22 protein-coding genes are annotated in these 23557 nt (G+C 45.1%); 6 read left to right on the forward strand and 16 right to left on the reverse strand.

The window, feature by feature from the left end; translation table 11 throughout:
- Positions 1–59: 59 nt before the first annotated feature.
- Both ACVBIO_RS04020 and bioH read right to left on the reverse strand, forming a co-directional pair.
- Complete coding sequence (locus ACVBIO_RS04020) at positions 60–554, reverse strand: hypothetical protein (RefSeq protein ID WP_447159002.1); 495 nt, start codon at positions 552–554, stop codon at positions 60–62.
- Positions 555–614: 60 nt separating this feature from the next.
- Positions 615–1400 carry a pimeloyl-ACP methyl ester esterase BioH gene (bioH, locus tag ACVBIO_RS04025; RefSeq protein ID WP_447172043.1) on the reverse strand — a complete coding sequence of 262 codons (786 nt, stop codon included), beginning with the start codon at positions 1398–1400 and terminating at the stop codon, positions 615–617.
- Positions 1401–1450: 50 nt separating this feature from the next.
- Here bioH and ACVBIO_RS04030 point away from each other — a divergent pair, with 50 nt between their 5' ends.
- The gene (locus tag ACVBIO_RS04030) at positions 1451–2215 is read left to right on the forward strand and encodes a ComF family protein (RefSeq protein WP_447172044.1); all 765 of its coding nucleotides are present in this window, start codon (positions 1451–1453) and stop codon (positions 2213–2215) included.
- A 28-nt stretch (positions 2216–2243) separates the two neighbouring features.
- Here ACVBIO_RS04030 and ACVBIO_RS04035 read toward each other — a convergent pair whose 3' ends face one another.
- Positions 2244–4787 carry a M14 family zinc carboxypeptidase gene (locus ACVBIO_RS04035; RefSeq protein ID WP_447172045.1) on the reverse strand — a complete coding sequence of 848 codons (2544 nt, stop codon included), beginning with the start codon at positions 4785–4787 and terminating at the stop codon, positions 2244–2246.
- A gap of 210 nt (positions 4788–4997) precedes the next feature.
- Between ACVBIO_RS04035 and nfuA the strand changes: the two genes are divergently transcribed.
- Positions 4998–5576 carry a Fe-S biogenesis protein NfuA gene (nfuA, locus tag ACVBIO_RS04040; protein ID WP_447158998.1) on the forward strand — a complete coding sequence of 193 codons (579 nt, stop codon included), beginning with the start codon at positions 4998–5000 and terminating at the stop codon, positions 5574–5576.
- Between the two features lie 68 nt (positions 5577–5644).
- Here the strand turns inward: nfuA and ACVBIO_RS04045 are convergent, their stop codons facing one another.
- The gene (locus ACVBIO_RS04045; RefSeq protein WP_447158997.1) at positions 5645–6976 is read right to left on the reverse strand and encodes an MATE family efflux transporter; all 1332 of its coding nucleotides are present in this window, start codon (positions 6974–6976) and stop codon (positions 5645–5647) included.
- Between the two features lie 18 nt (positions 6977–6994).
- On the opposite strand from ACVBIO_RS04045, the gene ACVBIO_RS04050 reads away from it, so the two are divergent.
- A complete protein-coding gene (locus ACVBIO_RS04050) occupies positions 6995–8041 on the forward strand; it encodes a polysaccharide deacetylase family protein (RefSeq protein ID WP_447163054.1) in 1047 nt (348 codons plus the stop codon).
- 256 nt (positions 8042–8297) lie between these two features.
- Here the strand turns inward: ACVBIO_RS04050 and ACVBIO_RS04055 are convergent, their stop codons facing one another.
- The 5 genes from ACVBIO_RS04055 to ACVBIO_RS04075 form a co-directional block, all read right to left on the reverse strand.
- Positions 8298–8927, reverse strand: a complete 630-nt coding sequence (locus ACVBIO_RS04055) for an SCO family protein (RefSeq protein ID WP_447158995.1) — start codon at positions 8925–8927, stop codon at positions 8298–8300.
- A 76-nt stretch (positions 8928–9003) separates the two neighbouring features.
- On the reverse strand, positions 9004–9909 hold the full coding sequence (gene cyoE / locus ACVBIO_RS04060) for a heme o synthase (RefSeq protein WP_447169085.1): 906 nt from the start codon (positions 9907–9909) through the stop codon (positions 9004–9006).
- Positions 9910–9974: 65 nt separating this feature from the next.
- Entirely contained in the window at positions 9975–10958 is a 984-nt protein-coding gene (locus ACVBIO_RS04065) for a COX15/CtaA family protein (protein ID WP_447172046.1), read from the reverse strand.
- A 13-nt stretch (positions 10959–10971) separates the two neighbouring features.
- The gene (locus tag ACVBIO_RS04070) at positions 10972–11517 is read right to left on the reverse strand and encodes a hypothetical protein (RefSeq protein WP_447158992.1); all 546 of its coding nucleotides are present in this window, start codon (positions 11515–11517) and stop codon (positions 10972–10974) included.
- A 127-nt stretch (positions 11518–11644) separates the two neighbouring features.
- On the reverse strand, positions 11645–12382 hold the full coding sequence (locus tag ACVBIO_RS04075) for an SURF1 family protein (RefSeq protein ID WP_447172047.1): 738 nt from the start codon (positions 12380–12382) through the stop codon (positions 11645–11647).
- On the opposite strand from ACVBIO_RS04075, the gene ACVBIO_RS04080 reads away from it, so the two are divergent.
- Complete coding sequence (locus tag ACVBIO_RS04080) at positions 12381–12599, forward strand: DUF2909 family protein (protein ID WP_447158990.1); 219 nt, start codon at positions 12381–12383, stop codon at positions 12597–12599. The two genes, ACVBIO_RS04075 and ACVBIO_RS04080, sit on opposite strands and share 2 nt — an antisense overlap.
- A 47-nt stretch (positions 12600–12646) precedes the next feature.
- Here ACVBIO_RS04080 and ACVBIO_RS04085 read toward each other — a convergent pair whose 3' ends face one another.
- The 6 genes from ACVBIO_RS04085 to lexA form a co-directional block, all read right to left on the reverse strand.
- Positions 12647–13528 carry a cytochrome c oxidase subunit 3 gene (locus tag ACVBIO_RS04085; RefSeq protein ID WP_447172048.1) on the reverse strand — a complete coding sequence of 294 codons (882 nt, stop codon included), beginning with the start codon at positions 13526–13528 and terminating at the stop codon, positions 12647–12649.
- A 106-nt stretch (positions 13529–13634) separates the two neighbouring features.
- Positions 13635–14219, reverse strand: coding sequence for a cytochrome c oxidase assembly protein (locus tag ACVBIO_RS04090; RefSeq protein WP_447158988.1), 585 nt, complete (start codon positions 14217–14219; stop codon positions 13635–13637).
- A 2-nt stretch (positions 14220–14221) separates the two neighbouring features.
- Complete coding sequence (ctaD, locus tag ACVBIO_RS04095; protein WP_447163048.1) at positions 14222–15826, reverse strand: cytochrome c oxidase subunit I; 1605 nt, start codon at positions 15824–15826, stop codon at positions 14222–14224.
- Between the two features lie 9 nt (positions 15827–15835).
- Positions 15836–17422 carry a cytochrome c oxidase subunit II gene (coxB, locus tag ACVBIO_RS04100; RefSeq protein WP_447158986.1) on the reverse strand — a complete coding sequence of 529 codons (1587 nt, stop codon included), beginning with the start codon at positions 17420–17422 and terminating at the stop codon, positions 15836–15838.
- 477 nt (positions 17423–17899) lie between these two features.
- Positions 17900–18424, reverse strand: coding sequence for a cell division inhibitor SulA (locus ACVBIO_RS04105; protein ID WP_447158985.1), 525 nt, complete (start codon positions 18422–18424; stop codon positions 17900–17902).
- Positions 18421–19041 carry a transcriptional repressor LexA gene (gene lexA / locus ACVBIO_RS04110; RefSeq protein ID WP_447172049.1) on the reverse strand — a complete coding sequence of 207 codons (621 nt, stop codon included), beginning with the start codon at positions 19039–19041 and terminating at the stop codon, positions 18421–18423. Before lexA ends, ACVBIO_RS04105 begins: the two co-directional genes overlap by 4 nt.
- A gap of 911 nt (positions 19042–19952) precedes the next feature.
- Here lexA and ACVBIO_RS04115 point away from each other — a divergent pair.
- Positions 19953–20303, forward strand: coding sequence for a cupin domain-containing protein (locus ACVBIO_RS04115; RefSeq protein WP_447158983.1), 351 nt, complete (start codon positions 19953–19955; stop codon positions 20301–20303).
- 139 nt (positions 20304–20442) lie between these two features.
- Positions 20443–21027 carry a class I SAM-dependent DNA methyltransferase gene (locus ACVBIO_RS04120; protein WP_447158982.1) on the forward strand — a complete coding sequence of 195 codons (585 nt, stop codon included), beginning with the start codon at positions 20443–20445 and terminating at the stop codon, positions 21025–21027.
- Between the two features lie 663 nt (positions 21028–21690).
- Here the strand turns inward: ACVBIO_RS04120 and ushA are convergent.
- Positions 21691–23424, reverse strand: a complete 1734-nt coding sequence (gene ushA / locus ACVBIO_RS04125) for a bifunctional UDP-sugar hydrolase/5'-nucleotidase UshA (protein WP_447158981.1) — start codon at positions 23422–23424, stop codon at positions 21691–21693.
- Positions 23425–23557 lie beyond the last annotated feature (133 nt).

Consider the following 23557-nt stretch of genomic DNA (forward strand, 5'->3'; position numbering starts at 1 on the left):
TATAAACTTCTAATTAGTGAGAGACACAAAAAAACCGACAACTGAGTTTGTCGGTTTTTTTATGCCATTTCTAAAAAATTTGGCAGTATATCGGGCTCGGTTCGCTGATAGTAAAAAGCTTCAATACGTACACCAAAGGCCTGATAAAACTGCAAGCTCTCGTTAGGCATAAGGTGGTTGGCTTCGCTGGTATGGGTTGGCGGCGGTTGTTGTCCCGGCAGTTTAATATCGCTGCGCTTGAGTGGAGCCCGCTGGCTAAGCAGTTGCTTTAAATTTAAGTTGGCTGCTTGTTTCTGTTTTTCTTGACCAGATTGCTCGTGTTGCTGGGATTGACCTTGCTGCTTTTGTTGCACCGACTCGCGAAGCCGGGCTTGGTTTTGTGCCTGATCTGCGGTGCGTTCATGCTGTGGATTAAAGGCGCGTTCTTCATGACCTTTAGTGGCTTGTTGCGGCGCTATAATCGGTGGGCGCTGTTGACCATCGGTGCGCGCAGCATCGGTTGCAGCATTAGATGTTGCAATCGGCACGTTGGGATAGTTGGTCACCACTAACATAATGTTTCCCACTGAAAGGTGTGGTTAAATCTTAATCGAATTCAGCGTAAAAATAAAGCGCTACGGCCAGAGTCGCTTATCTGTTAGTTTGTCTAGCCAAGGTTTGTAGCCATCGAGAAACTCGGCTTGATGGCTAATAAATGGTGCATGGGAAGCTTTGGCTAGTAGCATATCTTCGCTGGCTGAAACCTGTGGCATAGCCGTTATCATTCTGCGAGGTACTAGGCCGTCTAATCGTCCCCACACTCTTAGCCAAGGCTGCTCTATTTGGGATAGCTGCGAACGTAAGTCGACATTTTCAAGCATGTCTAAGCCTTGTGCTAATGCGCTCTGCTGAGCGGAAGGGCGAGCCTGCACTAACTCACGCAACTGCTTAATATCGCCCTTGGCTGTTTGACTGCCCATAGCTTGAATTGCTAAGAAACGCTCAACGGTTTTATCCAGATCTTGAGTCAGCTGGCTGGCAAACTGGCCTAATACCTCAGATGGGATCCCCGGCCAGTTTTCTCGGGCCATAAAACAAGGTGATGAGGCTATGGTGCACAGTGCTGATACACGTTGCGGCTGCTTAATTGCAGCCAGAGTGGCAACGAGCCCACCCAGTGACCAGCCAGTCCAAATGGCCTTCTCTGGTACTTGTTCCATAATGGCGTCAAGCCAATCTTCAATATCGCCCATAACGGCTTGGCTATGGCCAAATCCCGGCAGATCGACATAGTGGAATCTATAATTGTTTAATGCACTGTGAAGTGGAGTAAATACGGCGCTATTAACCCCCCAGCCATGGAGCATGACGACGTCAGGGCCTTGACCGATAGATTCAACATGTAGCTTTATTGGGCTCACTTAGGACCTCATAGTGTAACGATGCAACATTGAAAGGCTTTGCCTAATCCATGTTGTCTTTGGTTAACTGGGGAATATTGAAAAGGATTTCACCTATCAAGATAATATTCTGGAATAGAGTGCTTGCGGCTATTTTACCCAATCGCTGTTTGATGTGCCATCAACATATTGAGGCTGCTCAGCGCGGAATTTGTTCTGTGTGTTTACATGCTTGCCGCTATCAAGCGGATATCTGTTTGGGGTGTGGCAGTGAAATGCCACTGCAAATCCCTTTTTGTGGACGCTGTATGCTTGCTTCAAAATTAAAAGTGATTGCCCCCTGCAGCTACCATCAAGGGATGGGGCATTGGGTTGGGCAGATTAAGTATCAGGCTCAATTTGCAGTGATAGACGTGTTAGTCGACGCCTTAGTGCAGCGGATCTTATACCTAGAGTATTTAGGCTTTATTGAGCTACCACAAGTGTTGATTGCTGTGCCACTGCACCGAAAAAGGCTACAACAGCGTGGCTTTAATCAGGCATGGTTAATTGCGCGTGCACTGTCAAAGCGGCTTGATATTCCCCTTGTCGATAATATGCTGTTAAGGAGCAGAGACACACAGCCACAAGCTGGCCTAAGTGGCAAGTTACGCCGTAAGAACCTTAATAATGCTTTTGAGCTTTCAACTGAGTTTAATTGGCAGCGAGTCGCTTTGATTGATGATGTGGTGACAACCGGAACCACGGTTTATGAAATCGCGAGGTTATTGCAGCGTAAGCATACTCAGGTGCAAGTGTGGTGCCTCGCAAGAGCAGAAGCACCGGGCTTGAGTTAATCTTTATGAACACTTCTCTCTATACGCGCTAATGCAGCGCAGGAATAAAATAGAGCGCGTTAGCATAGACTTTTTGGCTGCCTAACCAGATATTTCTAAAGAGCAAATTATCAGCCATCCCCACAACAGCGCCTTGATTGCGAGACTCGATGATAATCGCGGGCGAGTTGCTAAAGCTGCTCTGATATTCTTGGGCTAAATAGCCGCTTAGCAGAGGATCCGAGGTGTACTTTGCTGCCACGGTAAAGTCGTTAGTTGTTTGCGAAAAGCCTAGCACTTTGTTTTTCAGTACCGGAAGCCGATCGCCATTTAGGCCAAAGTTAATTGGATGGCTAGTATCAAGTTTTAACTCCAAGATAGCGCCGCCAATTTCTTGCTTCGCTTTGAATGTAGACTTTTTGTCGAAGGTTAAGCCGTCGGCATCGAATAGTTGTTTGTAAAAACGATCGCTACGTAAATTAGTTTTTAGCAGATTCGAATTACTAAGCCAATCTAGCGCACCTTTTTGTGCTATCACTACGCCCCCGTTTGAAGCAAATTGCCCCAGCTTACGAGCAAACCTTTCATTTAAGGTGAGGTAGTTACCATCGGCCATAATAATGTGGCTGTAGTCACTGAGTTTTACTGAGGCAAGGTTATTAATATCGACTAAGGTAGTGGCCACTCCTAAGGTATTATCTAGGTAATACCAAAGCTGACCCACTTCGGCAATTGAGGTGCCTTTGCCGCTGAGGATTAATGGCCGAATGGGCTTAATGACCTTAAAGTCAGGGCTACCAAGATCGATGCCTTTTTTTGCGGCGCTGGTGTTCACTGCCACAATGTTAACCTTAAGTTTTTGGGCGAATTTGCCCACCTTCTGGCTGATCTCGTTGGCTGATAAGTTGTCCTGCTTTAACGGAATTTGCAGTGTCCCTGCAGTAAAATCTATCTCTTGCTCGGCTACGACAAGGCTAAAGGGTTTGGCCGCAAATTTGACCATGACTCCCTGCTCTAGAAGTTGTTGAAGTAGCAAAGCCGCTTGGCTCTCGCGCCAATCAACTAGCAAAGCAACAGTAGTACTGTCGTCCCAACTATCGGGCTTAAACTCTGGGGCGTTTTGACTTAATACACTTAACTCGAGTTTGATATTACGGCGCAATGTTAGGTCGAAAGCATGCTGTAAGTTCCAAGTTGAAATGTCATAGAACGTCGGGTCGATAAACTCTGTTCTATCATCAAACATGGCTTGAAGTAGTGACGACTGCGCCTGATTTTGCGGGATAAAAATACTGCTGTTGACCTCGAACTCGATACCACCCTGGGTAAGCGGATTAGTGAGATAGTAATACTCTATCTGATGTTGAGTTAGCAGCTTAGCCAGTGCGTTAATTCGGCCTGGATCATGATTTGTGCTCAATAACAGTCCAGCCTGGCGAGGTTTTTTCTTCATCGCTTGTTGGTGTTTGTTTTTGAAAAAGTCAGCCTGGTATTGCTCAAGTTCAGACTTTAAGGCTAGCGCGCCTTTGAGGCTTGATATTGAAGTGGCATATTGATTTTCTATCGCCTCTTGCAAACTCACCAGACCATTTTTAGAGTCTTGCTGTTGCCCACGGGCACTGGCTTGTTCAAACAGCACCCCTATGGCGCCGTTAATGTCAGGGTAGGTTGAGCCTTTGCCATAGAAAAAATCATCGAATAATTGACGGCTGAAATAGCTCTGCTTTTTATCATCGAGAGCAGCTTGGTGATAAGCGGCCAATTTTGCGGTTAACTTTTGGTTTGCTGCTGGCGTTAATGGGTGGGTTCTATCTGGCACACCGGGCTGAAAAAAGTATGTGTTGTTATGGCCCATCTCATGAAAGTCGCCGACATAATGCGGCTGCCAACGATGGAACAAGGCAACACGTCCCTGTGATTCAGGATGACGTAGAAACAGCCAGTCACGGTTGAGATCGGCTAAATAGTGATTGCTGCGACCTGTCGGCCAACCTTGTTTGTGTTCTTTGTGGTTAGGGTCGCTCACCGCCACTTTGCCAGCATAACCGTTAGCCCAAGTTGAAAAACGGTCTAGGCCGTCGGGGTTTTGGCTTGGCGTAATTAGCACGACTGCCTTATCGAGTAGATCGGTAACCCACTTATCTTCGCTGGTGGCTAGCATATGACTCAGTTTAATCGCGCTATGAGCACCGCTAATTTCATCACCATGAATTGAATAGGCTAGCCATATAATCAGTGGCCCACTTTGCTTGCCTAGATATTTGATCTGCTGTCTTTGCGCTAAGATCTCATCGAGTTTGGCTTGGTTTTCTGGCGAGGTGATAACCGCGGTGAGCTGTTGTCTTGCTTCATGGCTTTGGCCAGTATGTTCGATGGAGACTCTGGGGTTTTGCTTAGCAATTTCTTTAAGGTAATAGTTAATTTGATCGTGGCGCAGTAAACGCTCTCCCAGTGGGTAACCTAAAAATGCTTCGGGACTGGTTGTGGTTACGCCATAAAGGGGGTTATCGGTTAAACGCGTCTTTTTTGCTTCAGCAAAAAAAGAGGGGAATATCAAAAAAGCGCATAAAAAAATGAAACCGATTCTAAGCATGGAGTTTTTCGTTATATTTATAATATTGTTGTTAAATTAACAGCTCCACGTCGACAAAACCACTCTATGGGAAGATAAAAAACTGTGATCTAATTAGTGTTTATTCTTAATCTGTGAGCCTTAGGGGCTACAAAGGATTGCAGAGTAAGAGTATTATAGGGCTAATTCTTACTAAAACACTCAGGTTTATCCCTGACGGAGCATGTTTTCATGATTACCATTTCCGAAGCAGCTCAGGCGCATTTTGTTAAATTGTTATCAGATCAGCCTGAAGGAACTCACATTCGAGTATTTGTTATCAGCCCAGGTACTGCGCAGGCTGAGTGTGGCGTATCATATTGTCCACCAGATGCTGTTGAAGCGGACGACACTGAACTAGAATTTAATGGCTTTAACGCCATGGTCGACGAGAAGAGCGCACCATTCCTAGAAGAAGCCACTATTGACTTCGTTACCGATCAGTTGGGCTCTCAGTTAACGCTGAAAGCACCAAACGCTAAGATGCGTAAAGTGTCAGATGACGCTTCATTATCAGAGCGTATCGAGTACGTGATCCACTCTGAAATCAACCCACAGCTAGCTAGCCACGGTGGTAACATCTCGCTAGTCGAAATCTCTGAAGAGGGCATTGCGGTGCTTCAGTTCGGTGGTGGTTGTAATGGTTGTTCTATGGTTGATGTAACGCTTAAAGATGGTATCGAGAAGCAATTGCTTGAAATGTTCCCTGGTGAGCTAACAGGCGTTAAAGACGTCACAGAGCATCAACATGGTGAGCACTCTTACCAGTAATACAGATGTCTTCTTAAAAAACGCGACTCTAGCGCTAAGCTAGGTCGCGTTTTTTTATGTCTGCTTACTTATACCAGTGCCAATCTGAGCTTGAACCAGTAATGCAGCGACAGTGAGGCACTGCGAGCCAGCATAAAGCAGCTCATCGCAGCCCATAGTGCAAAGTTACCCTGCGGTTCTAGCAAATACCACACAGGGAAGAACACGCCAAAGGTCGATAAAATCATACTATTACGCATCACTTTACCCTTAGCTGCACCAATATACACACCATCAAACAAGTAGGAGCCGAAGGCGAGCAAAGGCAAGAATATCACCCAGATAAGATATTGCTCGGCGACCTCTTTGACCTCACTAATACTGGTCAGCAGCGCAATAATGTGCGAGCCGGCTAAGGCAAAAAACAGCGTAAAGCCTAATGCGGCGATAGCAGACCAAGCCCAGGCTAATGTCACCGACTCTTGCATTAAACGACTGTTTTTTTGACCATAGGCTCGGCCAACTTCAGCTTCAGCATAATAGGCAATGCCATCGAGTGCATAAGAGATAAGCAGTAGCAGGTTGAGCAATACGGCGTTGGCAGCAACAGTATTATCACCTAAGCCTGCACCGTAAAATGTCATAAACGCAAATGATAGCTGTAGGCATAAACTACGCACAAATATGTCGGTGTTGAGGCCCATTAGTTTGCCGTAGCTTTGCAGTGACAATTGCTTGACCACGTGAAATAGCTTAAAGCCACCAAGCTTATTAAGCTGTCCGCGTACCATAGTCAGTGCGACGAGGAAACCTGAGATATCGGCAATGACAGATGCGAATGCTGCGCCTTTAACTCCCCAACCGAAAACGAGAACGAAGAGGATATCCAACACAATATTGGCTAGGTTGGCGATAATAAGCTGCCACATTGCAGCCTTAGGTTGTTGGCGTCCTAGCAGCCAGCCAAGCATGACTAAATTCATGAGGGCAAACGGGGTCGACCAGATCCGCACTTGAAAATATTCACGACAATAGCGTTCAACTTCAACGCTGGCGTCGGACATCGCCATGGCAAGGTTAAGGATGGGCCATTGCAGGGCAATGGCAGCAATACCAAATAGTAATGCTAAACTTGCGGCCTGAACCAGTAGCTTAAATTGTTGCTGGGTATCGTTTGCGCCGTAGGCTTGCGCCACTAATCCAGTGGTTGCCATGCGTAAAAAACCTAATAACCACAAAATTAAGGTTATAATCGTTGACCCAACTGCCACGCCGCCTAAATAATAGGCGTTACTAAGATGTCCAACAACGGCAGTATCGACGAGTCCAAGTAGCGGCACCGTGATATTCGAGAGGATCATGGGGAGCGCAAGGGCAAATAGCTGTCGGTTTTTTTGTGGGTTTAACAGTAAGGCAATCATTTTAGAGGTCTAATATTTATGGTTAAAAACGTGTTGCTAGCGCTACTTGCGCTGACAGGTTTTTCGGCTCACGCGGCGGTGATTCTACAATATCATCATGTATCAGATAGCACGCCTGCGATCACCAGTGTTACTCCTGCACAGTTCAAAGAGCAGATGCAGTACCTGGCGGAAAACAACTTTAATGTGGTACCACTTTCAACGGTGGTGGAGTCTATTAAGGCAAAAAAAACGCTGCCAGCAAAAACGATTGCGATCACCTTCGATGATGGTTATCGCAGCATTGCTAATACAGCGCACCCCATTTTAAAGCAATATAAATTCCCCTACACGCTTTTTGTCTCGGTTGAGCCGATCCTCAAAGAATATGGCGAAATGATGAGCTGGCAGCAGCTTATCACCTTGTCTAATGAGGGAGCTGAAATTGCCAACCACAGCTGGGGGCATGAGCACTTAATTCGTAAAGAAGCGGGTGAGAGTGATGCACAATGGTTGGCACGCATTGAAGCCAATATTCTGCGAACCGAAAAAGAAATCGCTAAAGCGACCGGACAAAATTTGAAAATGTTGGCTTACCCTTATGGTGAGTACAATCAACAGATTGAAGCGATGCTTGAGAAACATGGTTTTGTGGCATTTGGTCAGCAGTCGGGTGCAGCCGGTCCGTATTCACCGCTAACGGCACTACCGCGTTTTCCTGTTGCTGGCGTGTATGCCGACCTCAACAGTTTAAAGGTAAAACTACATAGCTTAAATATGCCGGTGATTTCGCAAACCAACAGCAATCCACAGTTGCAGCAAGGTCAGTGGCGACCTGAGATTAAAGTGACTTTGGACATGAGCGATATCAATGCATCACAGTTAATGTGCTTTATTCAGGGGCAGGGGGCTAAGAAGCCTAACTGGATCTCTGAAAATGAGTTCAGTATTCAGGCTGAGTTGGATCTGCCCGCAGGTCGTTCACGTTATAACTGTACGGCTCCGAGTAAGAGTAAAGGCAGTTATTACTGGTTCTCACAGCCTTGGATCCGACCTAAATCTAACGGTCAGTGGATAGCAGAATAGCTAATTAGATGATAACAAAGCCCCTGCAAAGGAAATGTCGCTAAGTTAAGCCAAAAGTTAAGCCAAAAGTTAAGCTTAAATTTGATGACTAAACACAAAGCAAAGAACCCAGCATAAGCTGGGTTCTTTGCTTTAAAAGCGATATACCACGAAGCGCTTACTTAGCTCACAACACTGACAACACCGAAGCCACGATGAAAGTAAAAGTGTGTGCAGGCTTGTATTGTGCGTTTTTTAACTCAAATCTTGAGCTGAGTTAACTGGAGTACTTATCAATAATTGCATTGACGTCATGAATTAAATCGCGATTTTTTATCTGAGGTAATTGTCCGGGGATCTCTGATTTTGGCTTGATAATCGCAACCTTCTCACCTTTAGGTGACACTAGGGCAAATGAGGCGCTATGGTCAACTTGGTAATTATCTCCTTCCCCTACCATGGCATAAACAAAACCTAGACTACGGGTGACTGGCAGCAGTTGCTTATGTTCGCCGGTGATAGCCACAAATTCTGGATTAAAGAAGCGCATGTAATTTTCCAATGTGCTACTCGAGTCCCTTTGTGGGTCAACAGATAGAAAGATAACCTGTAGATCTTTATCTTGCGCCAGGCTTGGGTACGCCGAGGTCAATTTACCCATGGTCGTCGGGCAAACGTCGGGGCAAGAGGTATATCCGATGAAAAACAGGCTCCATTTTCCATTTAAGTCAGCGTTGGTGAATGTATTACCACGCTGGTCTGTGAGTGAAAATGGGGCTAACGGTTGCGGCGATGGATACTCGAAGCTAGTTTGCAGCGCTAACGGTTTAGCCTGGTTTAGTTGAATTCCTGCGTAGGCACCTGCAGCGACCATTAAAATAGCTGTAATAATCCATGTGAGCTTCATCTTTTTTCTCCTAGCGCATTAATACCTAATAACAGCTGTAAATATTTCTTATCGTCAAATGGTTATGCAAACAGGCTTATACCCACAAGTAGTGATCAACCAGCAAGGCGATAAACAGTAGCATCAGATGATAGATTGAAAACTTAAATAGCTGCATCGCCATGCCGGGTGCTTCGTGAAACTTAAGTTGCCAAGCTTTATAGATAAAAGCAGCGCTCAGCAATGTTGAACTCACCAAATAAACCGGACCACACATGCCTACTAATACGGGTAATAAGCAGGCGATGGCTAACAAAATTGTATAGAGGAAAATACAGGTTTTTGTGAATTCGACACCATGAGTCACAGGTAACATAGGGATATCGACCTTGGCATATTCGGCTTTACGATGAATGGCTAGCGCCCAAAAATGCGGTGGAGTCCAAGCAAAAATGATGATGACAAGCAGCAGTGCATTACCGTGAAATTCGCCGGTAACCGCAGTCCAGCCAAGTAATGGTGGCATGGCTCCCGCTAAGCCGCCAACCACAATGTTTTGTGGCGTCGCACGCTTTAAGTAGGCGGTATAAACCACGGCATAACCTATCAAACTTGCAAAGGTGAGCCATGCTGTTAATGGGTTAACTAGGGCGTACAGTACGACAAAACCAAGGATCCCAAGGCCAAATGAAAACGTCAGTGCTTTTGCTATCGATACTCGGCCTTTAGGCAGCGGGCGGTTATAGGTACGAGCCATTAAGCCATCAATACGACGATCGATAAGATGATTAAAGGCTGCAGCGGAACCTGCCATCATGCCTATCCCTGCCATGCCCGCAATTAAGGGCACGATGGGCACAGCGCCTGGTACGGCTAAGCACATGCCGACGAGTACGGTGAGCAACATGAGTGCCACGACTTTAGGTTTGGTCATTTCGTAATAAGCGCGCCATTGAATAAGCGGCGTCGAGTGGTCTTGCTGGAGTGCGATTGGTTTTTGCATTAGTGAAACCTCTCGATATTGTGTTGCGAAATGAAAAGGGCATTATTGGTTGTCATAAAAGGCCCCTATGCTTTGCGCCATAAGGCGTAATTAATAAAAACTAACGTCAGTAGTAATAGTGCAGCGCCGCCATTATGAGAAACCGCGATGCCCAGTGGTAGGTGCAGAACGACGTTGCTGATCCCCAGTGCGACTTGCACAATGACCAAAGCGACTAATAGCCATGCGGTATTACGCATGATGTTTGAGTTAGCGGTGCGAATAAGCTTGAAGGCTAAATACAGCAGCATGACCGCGGTAATCACAGCGCCGATACGATGGGCAACATGAATGGTCATTCTGGCTGAATAGTCTAAAACACCATATTCATAACTGGCGTGTTCACCTTGAAATGGCGAGAAGGCTTGAGCAAAGCTCAGATTATCAACCCAGTTTCCCTCACAAAGTGGCAAGGTGGTGCAGGCCAGCGCGGCATAATTTGATGAAGTCCAGCCACCTAAAACAATTTGCAGTAACAAAACTCCAATGCAGATGGCGGCAAAGCCTGCCATCTTTCGTGCAGGAGCATCACCACCAGGGATCCTAAGCGGTTTACTGCGTAGATAAAGTAATAACAGCAGCGAGAACAGTGCAAACCCGCCCAATAGATGTGCCATAACGATAATCGGCATCAGTTTCATCGTCACTGTCCACATGCCGAGCGCAGCTTGGAAGATGATAAGCGCTGCAATAAACATAGGCAGTTTCTTAGGCGCATCCTTAGTCTTAAGGCTGAGGATTAAGATGAGTAATACCAATAAACCCAAGGCACCGGCAATGTAACGGTGGATCATCTCAAGCCATGCTTTATCTGCTTCAACTGTATGTTCTGGAAAGGCTTGTTGCACCTGGTTTAGCTCATGAGTTTGGGTAGGGACTTTGAGCATGCCATAGCAGCCGGGCCAGTCTGGGCAGCCAAGACCAGCATCCGATAGTCGAGTATATGCTCCCATCAGAATCACGCATAAAGTAAACACTAATGTGACTTTCAATAGCGACTTAATCTGCATATCAAACGTCTCCTTAGCCAATCCGTGATAGTTTGAGTAACTTACGTAGGTCAGCCACTAAGGCTTTGCCTTGCATTATTTGTGCTTGATGATCTTCAGCTACTGGGTAGCTCATCACTAAGCTACCTAAGGGATCGACTATCACTAATTCTTGCTGATCAAGCAGCTGGCTAAGTGCTTTAGAGGGGGTTGCGGTTACAAAATCAAAGGCGTCGAGTACAGTCGTATCACTGTGCTCATTAACCAAAATAATGGTATGAACACGGTCTTGATGTCGACCCAGTGCGGTATGACTTTGCTGCAGAATATAGAGCCTATCTTCGCAGACGGCATTACAGTGGCTAGGAAGTAGGTAGAGCAACTGCCATTCATGGGGCAGTGGATTCACCATAGCTAGATTCTGATAGCTGGTATCGGTATCGAGCAATTGCCCCTTATTGGTGGCTCCGCCTTGGTACAGGTCAAAGCTGAGCACCAGTTTTGCCGCTATCACAGGTAGGACAAAAGCCAGTAATAACAGTATCAGTGTTTTTTTGCCGCTTTTTTGGGGGGAGTTCATTCCATCTCCTCTTTATCTTACTAAAATCCATCAAATTTGATGATTAAAATTAAGTCTTCCCATTACGGCTAGGAGCTTAATTTCTAACCTACATCGTCTAACCTTCGTTAGCAATAGAGCAATATGATTACTTGTTATATCGTTGTTTTAACATGCGAAAAAATAAATAGCCCATGATCAATATAAATACGCCTGCCATTGCAAACCACTGTACGGCATAACCTTGATGCTTCTGCGACGATAACGGGATTGGTTGCCACGGATGAGGGTATGGGGTGTCAAGATTACTCGGCTGTAATACGACGCCGGAGAGCGATTGATTAAGTTGTTCAGACAGCTGTGGGATATTGAGATTTTGGATGCGTTTGGGCCAACCAGCTTCAGCCATCAGATCAAAGCTCATCGGGTTAAACTGCTTTTGGTAAACCCGTCCCTCTAGCATTATAGGATTGGTAATCGCTGTTACGTTTGGTAGCTTAGAGCGATCCATACTCGCTGAGATAAAGCCGAGTTCAACTAACAACCATGGCTCTGATGCACTGACCTGCAAAGCTTGTAAGGCAATGTAGCCTACTCTATCCTCATAGACTTGATTATCGAGCAAGAAAACATTGGTTGAGATGGGAGTCACCGCCGTTTTTAGCTTAAATCCTGTTAAAGGCTCATCTTTAGGGAGGCTGAGCAGTTGCGAATAGCTTAATACAGAAGCTGCTTGTCTATCTGTTAGTTGTTGCTGCCAGTGAGCCTTATATTGAGCTCTTTCAAGCTGCCAAAAACCTAACTTGACCAAAATAGAAAACACAATCACAGTAGAAAGCACAATAAATAACCAAGCAAGATTCACCTTAACGCGAGGAAGCGCCATGTCTGCTTTGTTTGTCTTTAAATTAGTTTTCGTACTGCTACTGCTATTCATACTGGTTAATTTAGGTCGAGCCCTATTTATTATGGTGAAAGGAGAAAAGAGTATCCCCATGAGTCAATTCTTAGGTCGCCGAGTCCTCTTTTCTGTACTCGTGGTGCTGTTACTGCTGGTGGCATTAGGGACGGGAGTCATAACACCTAACTCCAGACCCTACTGATGACATTATTGTTTATGTGATCGTATTAATATCGGCAATATGAGTGGTTAAAGCACATAAACAAAGAAAAACAAGCACAGCCAAACCACATCGACAAAGTGCCAATACCAAGCCCCTGCTTGAAAAGCAAAGTGCTTATCTGGGGTAAAGTGCCCTTTAAGCACTCGTAAAAACAACACCATAAGGAATACCGTTCCTAGGGTAACGTGCATGCCATGGAAGCCGGTTAGCAAGAAAAAGGTGTTACCGTAAATGCCTGAATTTAATGTCAGCCCCATTTCTTGGTAGGCATGGACATACTCTTCCACTTGCAAGAATAAGAACGCTACCCCAAGTAAAATGGTTATCGCTAGCCAAACGGTTAACGCGGTACGCTTATTTTTTTCTAACCCTACGTGAGCAAAATGCAATGTTATCGAAGAGGTCAAAAGAATTAAGGTGTTGTAGAGCGGTAGTCCTGTCCAGTCCATCGCTTGGGTCAGGCTGCCATCTGGCGTTGTTAGTAAGGGCCAAGCAGCTTCAAACATTGGCCATAATACTTCATGGGTCATCTCATTATTTGAGGCGCCGCCAAGCCAAGGTATTGCGATAATTCGGGCATAAAATAAGGCGCCAAAAAAAGCTGCAAAGAACATGACTTCAGAAAAGATAAACCAGCTCATTCCTTGCCTAAAGGAGCGATCCATCTGTTTGGAGTAGAGCCCTGCCATAGATTCGGCGATAACGGTTCTAAACCAGCCAAAAATCATGAAAATGATAACCGCAATACCAGCTAGCAAAATATAGCCACCACTGCCGCCTTCTGTTTTTAATTCAGAGACATAGCTTCCAGCACCAAAGGCGATAAGAAATAAACCTATCGCGCCAATAATGGGCCACGCACTTTGATCTGGTACGTAGTAGTTTTCGTGTTTATGTTCAGTTGTCATTTAGCCGCTCCTTGCCCTGTAACGGCTTTAGCCCCAGTTTTAGTGACTGTGTTAATCACAGCGACGTTTTTATTGCTGGAGTAGTTTTCATCTATATGTTCAGTTGTCATTGTGCAGCTCCTTGCTCCACGACATTACTTGTGGCACTTACTACATAGCCCTTGTCGGTGATGTTGTAGAGGGTATAAGAGAGGGTCAGGGTCGAGATTGAATCCGGCAATTGGGGATCCACAAAAAAGATGAGTGGTAGCTCGGCTGCAGCGTTAGCCTGCAATACCTGCTGATTGAAACAGAAGCATTCCGTCTTATTAAAGTATGCCGCCCCCTGTCCGGGAGAAACAGACGGAATAGCCTGCCCCACAATATGCTCTGCCGATAAATTCGTAGCGACAAAATGAGTACGAATAAGCTCACCGGGATGCACTTGCATGGTATTAACCTGAGGTTTAAATGTCCAAGGCATGTCGCTTTGCACTTGAGACACAAACTCAACCGTTATGGTTCTGTTTTTATCCACTACGACAGGCTGATAAACACTGGCGGTACTTGCGGGTTTACCGTTAATACCCAATGCGTCGCAAAGCACGTCATATAAAGGAACAAGCGCAAAACCAAACCCAAACATGCCCACAGCGCCAATAATTAGCATGGCGAGCAATTTGCGATTGGCGTTACGCTTCATCTCAGTCATCTTTATTTCACCTCTGGCGGGGTGGTAAATGAGTGATATGGCGCAGGGCTAGGAATGGTCCATTCTAATCCTTCGGCGCCTTCCCATGGTTTGGCTGGAGCCTTTTCACCACCACGAATACACTTAATCACTACGGCTAAAAAGATCAGCTGCGAAAGGCCAAATGCGAAGCCGCCGATCGATACAATCTGGTTCACATCAGCGAACTGGATAGCATAATCAGGAATACGCCTTGGCATTCCGGCTAAGCCTAAGAAGTGCATTGGAAAAAACAGCACGTTGACTGAAATTACCGAACACCAGAAGTGCCAGCGCCCTAAGGTTTCGCTGTACATATGGCCGGTCCATTTGGGTAGCCAATAATAGGCCGCTGCCATGATGGAGAATATTGCTCCAGTCACCAATACATAATGAAAATGCGCCACCACAAAGTAGGTATCATGGTATTGGAAGTCAGCAGGAGTGATCGCCAGCATCAGTCCCGAAAAGCCCCCTATGGTGAACAAGATAATAAAGGCCACCGCAAATAACATGGGAGTTTCAAAGGTAATAGAACCTCGCCACATGGTCGCAACCCAGTTAAATACTTTTACGCCTGTCGGCACTGCAATCAGCATGGTGCAATACATAAAGAACAATTCAGCAAATACCGGCATACCCGTAGTAAACATGTGATGCGCCCACACCAGGAACGACAAAACGGCGATACTCGCAGTGGCGTAAACCATCGATGAGTAACCAAATAAGCGCTTACGACTAAAGGCTGGCACAATTGCCGAGATGATACCGAATGACGGCAAGATCATGATGTACACCTCAGGGTGGCCAAAGAACCAGAAAAGATGCTGGAACATGACAGGATCCCCGCCGCCGGCGGCATCAAAAAAGCTAGTGCCGAAGTATTTATCGGTGAGTACCATAGTCACTGTGCCAGCGAGCACAGGCATGACCGCAATAAGTAAAAAGGCGGTAATTAACCAGGTCCAAACAAATAACGGCAGCTTCATCCAAGTCATACCGGGGGCACGCATATTGACGATAGTGACGACCACATTAATCGCGCCCATGATTGAGCTAATCCCCATGATATGAACTGCAAATACAAATAGAGCGGTACTGTCAGGGCTATAGGTTGTCGATAGTGGTGCGTAGAATGTCCAGCCGAAATTGGGGCCGCCACCTTCCATAAAAAGTGAGCTTAACAAAATGGCAAATGCGAAAGGTAGGATCCAAAAGCTCCAGTTATTCATTCGCGGTAGCGCCATATCGGGAGCACCAATCATCATCGGAATTAGCCAGTTAGCTAGGCCTGTAAAGGCCGGCATCACAGCGCCAAATACCATCACTAAACCGTGAACAGTGGTCATCTGGTTAAAGAAGTTGGGTTCGACTAATTGCAATCCGGGCTGAAATAGCTCTGCGCGGATCACCATTGCCATCGCGCCACCGGTTAAAAACATAATAAAACTGAACCAAAGATAGAGGGTGCCAATATCTTTATGGTTAGTGGTTAACAGCCAGCGCATAATACCTTTTGGCGCGCCATGGTGGTGGTCATCATGGCTCACGTCGTTAGCGGCTGGTGAGTCTTGTGTAATTGTGCTCATGTTAATCCCTTACTTTCCGTGACCATCAACATCAGAAGCCTGAACGGCATCACCAGAGTTATTACCCCAGGCATTGCGCTCATAAGTCACCACTGCAGCAAGCTGTTGTGGTGTAAGTAGCGCGCTAAATGACTGCATTGCCGTACCAGGTTTACCATTGATAACAATATCAAGGTGAGCGGCTACAGGGCCTTTGATGATTGGGCTACCCACTAATGATGGGAACGCTGGAGGTAGGCCTGTCCCCGCTGCTTGATGACAAGCCGCGCAGCTAGTCATATAGACTTTTTCCCCCATGGTCAGGAGTTCATTCATGGCTAGGTCACCTAATGGTGCCGTTGTTAGTTCTTTAGTTACCTCGTCATCAGCTTTGGTTTCTGAGGTTGTATCTTGATTAACCTCAGCTTGTGTTGCAGGTGAGGTCGCAGGTATTGCACTTGGAGTCGCTGGGGTTGTATCTACCGATGTTGCTGGCGTGGTCGTATCTGAGCTTACGTCGGCTGCTTGAACAGTGTCGCCTGAGTTATTGCCCCAGGCATTGCGCTCATAAGTCACTACGGCAGCAATTTCAGTTGCAGTTAACTGGCTAGAAAACGCCTGCATAGCAGTGCCCGATTTACCATTTAATACAATATCGATATGCAGCTGAGCAGGCCCTTTAATAAGCGGGCTGCCAATAAGAGAAGGGAATACGCCAGGTAGGCCAGCACCATTAGGCTGGTGGCAGGCAGCGCAGCGTGCAAGGTAGACTTGCTCGCCTTGCGCCATTAATTCTTCCATTGTTAGCGTTTGCGATAGGGCAGCCTTTGCTGCCACTTCGGCATTGCTGGCGGCTTGTTGTTGTGCAATCAGCCAAGCATCAAAATCTTCTTCTGATAAAGCTTCAACAACAATAGGCATAAAGCCATGGTCTTTACCGCAGAGCTCGGCACATTGGCCACGATAAGTGCCCGGTTTGTCGATGCGGGTCCAGGCTTCATTAATAAATCCTGGATTAGCATCTTTTTTAACGGCAAATGCGGGTACCCACCAGGAGTGAATAACATCATCTGAAGTCATTAAGAAACGTACTTTACGATTAATCGGTAGTACCAGTGGCTTATCTACCTCTAAAAGGTAGTTTTTACCTTTTGCTTCTTCGCCATCTATTTGCGCTCTGGGGGTAGAAAGCAGACTGAAAAATTCAACATCTTTGTTGAAATAGCTGTAATGCCATTTCCATTGTGAGCCGGTAATCTTGATGGTGAGGTCAGCATTACTTGGATCTTCCATAGCAATCAATGTCTTGGTTGCTGGAATAGCCATAAGTATAAGAATAATAAAAGGTACAACAGTCCAAAGGATCTCGACTTTAGTACTTTCATGAAAGTTGGCGGCGACTGCGCCTTTTGATTTGCGGTGGTTGATCATAGCGTAAATCATGATGCTAAAAACCACGATGCCAATAGCACAGCAGATGTAGAGAATAATCATATGGAGGTTGTAAACCCGCCCACTGATATCCGTAACACCCTCTGTCATATTAAGCGGCATTTCTGATGCAACAAGTACGGGCGAAAATAGCAACGCCAGCACACAATACAACAATTGCTTCACTAGACTTCTCCTCTGTCCACAAGACAAAGAAGAGTCACACAGTAAGTCTCTGCTCTATGTAAACTCTTCAGTTCCCAAAAAAGCAACGATGACTTCAAAGTGCGCGAGTGGCTTGCCTATCGAGTCGCAATTAATGGGATCGCGACACAGGCTATTGTATTCAGTGCTATTCACTGCTGGTGTAACCACGTTGGCACATACGGCTGAAATATATCAGGCCAATCTCAGTCTAAGCTTTAAATTCAGGACTAATCCCAGAGCAAAGACCGACAACTAAATCGCTCGGATATAACAAAATATCGTTGTTATGACTTCCTACACTACTTGGTGTTTAAATATTGATCAAGATCACTTTTTCAATTATTGATAATAAAAAAGCCCTCGAATGAGGGCTTTAGAAAATCGTTTGTACTAGAAGGCGCTTACTAAAACGCACCTCCTAGTCATCATGTATTAGAAAGCGAGGAGATGTTCTGCTTAATGAACAGCACCAAACAGGGAGGCTTGACCAAAAGCACTATCCTGCATATTGATTGAGCGACAAGATTGTTGCTTATTTGTGTTATCAATCGAATGTTCAATGACAATGCCGACAGCGCGAGCGCTTTTGGCAACGATTTGTAGGCGTCGATTGTCACGAGCATCTAAAGAGTTGGTCCAAGTAATCACCGCACTTGAGGTACCGCTTGTTAAGGCTTTTTCCATTGCCCAAAGTGTTTCCACTTCATCTTTAGCATGAACCAGTAAAATGCGGTCCATTCTTACACCTGCAGCTGCTAGCATCTGCTTGTAGCCGATATTCGGCGGGCTAATCAGTACAATCCAGCGACCCTGTTGGCTCAATTGTGAAAGCTGAGCACTGATCTGGTTCAGCTCATCACGCCCTTGAGTTTGGGTCACCATAGTCGTGATGTCATTACTCGTGCTGCTCACCATATTGGTCGATGGCATATCCTGCCACAGTCCAGGGTGACGAGGACTCGTTCCCATTAGTTTGTTCATTGCCAGTCTCCATTACGGATCACACCAACGGCTAAACCTTCAATACTTAAGCTTTGGTTTGCTAGATCCACTTCAATTGGTGAATACTCTTCGTTCTCAGCATGTAAGAAAACTTTGTTACCCTTTTTCTCAAAACGCTTAACGGTAACATCATCTTCAACGCGTGCTATAACCACTTGGCCGTTACGTGCTTGCTGAATTTTGTGTACAGCCAGTAGATCACCTTCTAGTATGCCAATATTCTTCATACTGTCACCACGGACTCTGAGTAAGAAGTCTGCTGATGGCTTGAACATGGCGGGATCGACTTTATAGTGTTGCTCGACATGCTCTTGCGCAAGAATCGGTTCACCTGCAGCAACTTGGCCGATAAGGGGTAAACCTAAATCTGCATCTTCAGTGTCTTCTTGGGTTAACTTAATACCGCGAGACGTGCCCGGCATAATTTCAATGCAGCCTTTTTTAGCTAAGGCTTTTAAATGTTCTTCAGCAGCATTGGCTGACTTAAAACCTAAACGTCTAGCGATCTCGGCACGGGTAGGTGGCATGCCAGTATCAGCAATATTACGTTTAATTAGCTCTAAAATTTCAGCTTGGCGCGGTGTAAGTGGTCTCATGGTTAACCCTGTCTTTCTATACAGTAACTGTTAGTATATACAGTATTTTTTTGAGTGCAAGTAATAACCAGTTATATTGTTTTTTGTGGGATCCAGTTTCAAATGAAATAAATCCAGCGATGTGAAATTCGTTATTGGACAGCGTCTGAAATTAACTAATATTTTGCTGGACATCAGCACTTATAAATTTAGATAAGGCCTCCGGATGAGAATTCGATGGGAAGGGGATTTTTGAGTGAATATATAAATTAGTCTTAGCTCATTTATGCCCATTACGTGCAACCAGCTAGGAAGGAATCCTTCCTCGTTGCCTAAACTGTTCATGCCCCTTTATTAGCTACAGGCAATAAGCAGGAAAGAACAGTGAAGAGTCTGTTGGCCTACTTTTACGAATCGATAAGCAATAATCACGAATTACTTTCGATTCAACATCAATACTCACTTTGCTCATTTCTGTGCGCGTTTATCCAGTAATACTTTTGTAGAGTGCAGATAAATCAATAGCTTTTCTTCAACAAAAATTAAATAGTAGGTTTATTAAATATGCATGCGCTTTTTGCCAAATATACGCGCATGCACACTATACAAATGTTGAACTAAGCCGCTGCGCGGGGCCTAAAAAATATTCAATCGAGTGTATAACCTACATTGGATCAGTTAGACTTAAAGAAATGCGAAGGAGCACAACAATGACAACGGAATTTCAATGAAAAACTTACCTTCTACTAGATATCAATTGATAAAACCTGCTCTACAGCCCAGAGCCAGCATCAAAAAAAGCAAATTCCTATAGCATAAAGCATACCAATTAATCTGGATTCAGCATCGACTAAGTCCAACAAGCGATTTGTGCCTTGCAAACAGCGCAACGCACAAATACTAAGACGTTATAAGCACAAGGAAGTTTTCAGATGATCCGCAACTTTCTAGAGACAGAGAAACAAATTCAGCATTCAGCACATGATGGAAAAGGTGCTGTAGAGTTGTATGAAATTTGGGGTAAATCAGATTTTATCAGCGGATGTGATTTTATTGATAGGCAAATTATACCGCCAAATTCTACTGTTGGTTATCACAAACACGGTAACAATGAAGAGATGTATATCATTCTTGAAGGAAGCGGAACAATGACTATTGCAGATCAAGAATATAGAGTTAAAAAAGGAGACATGATTAAAAACCCTCCTTTTGGTGAGCATGGATTGGTTAATGATTCAAACGAAAACATAGAGTTGTTAATCATACAGATGAGTATTGAGTAGTGTGCTTATAACAAGCAGCTAAATCCAGACTCACCAAGGCTGTCATGCCATTTGCTGAACAAATCGCCCGCCAGCACATGGTTCACTTATTAGCAGGGTGTTATGCAGTCGTGAACCGTTTCGAGTATAGGAAAATATAATGAGTGATAGTTGGGATGATTACGCAGATGGCTGGGATTCAAATTCAGATGTAATCGAGTATTCTAATAAGGCCTTTGATTCGCTGTGTAAATTCATAAGTTTAGATGGTTTAAATGTTTTAGACTTTGGGTGTGGAACTGGCCAACTAACTGAAAAAATAGCTCATGTTGCATCTTCAGTTGTTGCAATTGATTCCTCACCAAAGATGATTAAAGTTTTAAAGAATAAAAATATTCATAATGTAAACTCACTATCATGCGAAATTTCAAGAAACTCGATCAATAACAATCCTATTTTTGAGTCAGGTTTTGATTTAATTGTTGCGTCATCCGTTTGTGCTTTTGTGCCAGATTACGAGAAAACGTTATCTGATCTTAAGCTTCTTCTAAAAGAAGGCGGTACTTTTATCCAATGGGATTGGAAGCGAAGCAATGGAGAAGATGATTTCGGCTTTACCAATGAAATAATTACTGATGCATATTCAAAGGTAGGCCTTTCTGTTGTTCGTGCTTCAGAGGCGTTTTCTCTAACAAGTGAAAAAGGCACTATGAAAGTTATAATGGGAATAGCAAAAAATGCATAATCGGGTAGCCGGGGGTATCTAGCCTCCAGCACCCATACCACCCTGTATGCGGATCCGCACTACCTCTAAATGAGGCCTTTAATTCGCTGAAATTGAGAGTTTCATTTTGGCTGGATTTCTGGGGGTAAATTTCACATTATCCCGGATCAAGCCGATATGCCTATCTGGATTTCGGCTCTTAACTTATTGATTTCATATTAGGGGGAATTTCACTTGAAACTGGATCCCACATTTTTGTGTGGGATCCAGTTTCAAATGAAATAAATCCCAGCGATGTGAAACTCGTTATTGGGTAGCGCCTGAAGGTACCTCTTTATCTCAAGCGTTCATTAGCTGACTTTGCTGCCTACTCATTTAGTATCTCGGGTGCGTTTGTTCCATAGACAAATAAGTCCGCGCAATTGAGCCTCTTGCGCCCGCTGTTGGTTCAACTTTATTTCCTTGCACTTTTACCTGACAGCTACCAAAGCTCGAACGAGAAGAAGGGAGTGGTAAGCAACAAGGCATTTGCTCTACTTTATACTTGCTGACGACCTTGGTATGTACAAAAAGGCTAGGTGTAGTTTGCCGAACACATACCTTAAAAAAACAGAGCCCAATCAAAGGTTGGGCTCTGTTTTGAGATCTAAGGTGCCAGCTGATTAACCTTATTAACTGCTAAGATTAACCGCCGCAGCCATCAGAACTTCTGGAGTTGATATAGCGAACATCTTTCGCTCTGTCATAATTGGCAGGATCGAGCGTGTCATGCTTTTTGATGAATTGATAAAGCATATCTGCATCAATAAAGCCGGTATCTCTCGCCTTTTCCTTTAACTTGGGATACTTATTACCGCCCGCAGCGTTATAGCTAGGGAGGGTAAATCGATATTTATCTGTTAGCTTGAAGGGCTTATCACCAACAGTTCTGATATCGACATCTTTAGCTTTACAGTCAACGGTCATCTTGATACCGCTAAAATGGGCAAAGCCTCCAGAGCCTCGAGTCTTAAGCGCAACCCTAGACAAATACTTCTTTAGTTCGGCTCCATTCATCTCGGTTACAGTCACGCTGTTGGAAAAAGGCTGCACCTTAAGCACATCACGATAGCGAATGGGCCCTTTCTTTATGGTGGCTCGAATACCACCTGAGTTTATGATCCCAAAATCTGCGGGGATAGGAAGCTGAGTTTGAGCGTGCGCAATCATCACCCCCAGAGGCGTAGCTTGGTAACGAACAATCTTACGCTTACCAATGAAGTCCGCCTTTGCAACACCAATCTGTTCTCTCAACTTCAGCTGCCCCTTACGCTGATAGGGCCGAAGCAGTTCGAGGGTTTCCTTATCCTTAGGCGTTAGCATATGAGGCGGATAGTAGGAACCAAACTTGGTTTCTGTATTCACTGGTACTAACTCGTAGTTTGCCAAGTGTAGCTTACCACCATAGTATTCAAAATCGGCGCGACCAACGAACTTTCCCCACTCGTAGGCTTGCATGATCCAAGTGCCATTTTGACGATCAGGCCTACAAGGCTCATCTCGACCATAATCTTCTACGTACTCACCAGTGTCCCCTTCCATACACACAGGCAACTGTGAATGTCCGCCAATGATTGCTTGGATCTGGCCAGGCTTTAGGCTTTTGGCAAGAGCAACATCACCGGGCGCGTTACTTCCATGTTTACCATTTTCATAGTGACCCATATGGGTGAGACCAAAAACAAGATCCGGTTGATGCTTCTGCTCAAGCTCTGCCAAAATATTTTTTGCCTCAGCTTGTGCTGAAGTGAATTTTAGATCTTCAACGAATTCTGGATTACCTATCTCAGCGGTATGCTCGGTAGTCAGGCCGACTACGGCTAGCTTCAAGCCTTGAACCTCGAATAGCTTGTAGGGTTCGAAGTAGCGTTGCCATTCACCATCGACTTGGCGATAGATGTTGGCCGATAACCACGGGAACTTTGACCAGCCTCTCTGCTTATCCATCACCGTCGATGGATTATCAAACTCATGGTTACCCACGGCCATGGCGTCATATCCAAGGTGGTTCATGCCGATAAAATCTGGCTCGGCGTCTTGAAGATCAGACTCAGGTACGCCAGTGTTAATATCGCCACCTGAGAGCAGTAACGTTTCCCCACCTTGCTCGGTGACCTCTTTACGAATTTGGTCGAGAATGGTTTTTCGCGCGGCCATACCATACTCACCTCTAGAGCCTTGCCAAAAACGGCCGTGGTGATCATTGGTATGGAGCAAGGTGAAGCGCTTACAGTCATCACCAGCGGCTTGACAGGCGATAGATGCTGTCGTCTTAGGCGCCTCTTCCACCTTTTCCTTACCACAGCCGCTCAATGTTAACGTTAGAGCGATAGCTGATCCGGTAAGAAGTAGGCTAGAAGGACGGAGTGAAGTATTCATAATAATCCTTCAATATTATTCAGATAAGCGTTGTCATTTGCCCTAATAGCTGATTTCTCATTCTGAGAGCAACGCGCACAAGGCGAGATGTAGACAACGTCTGTACAGTTAAAAAAAGCAGCACCCAGAGCGA

It is taken from the genome of Shewanella sp. 0m-8, assembly GCF_052977265.1.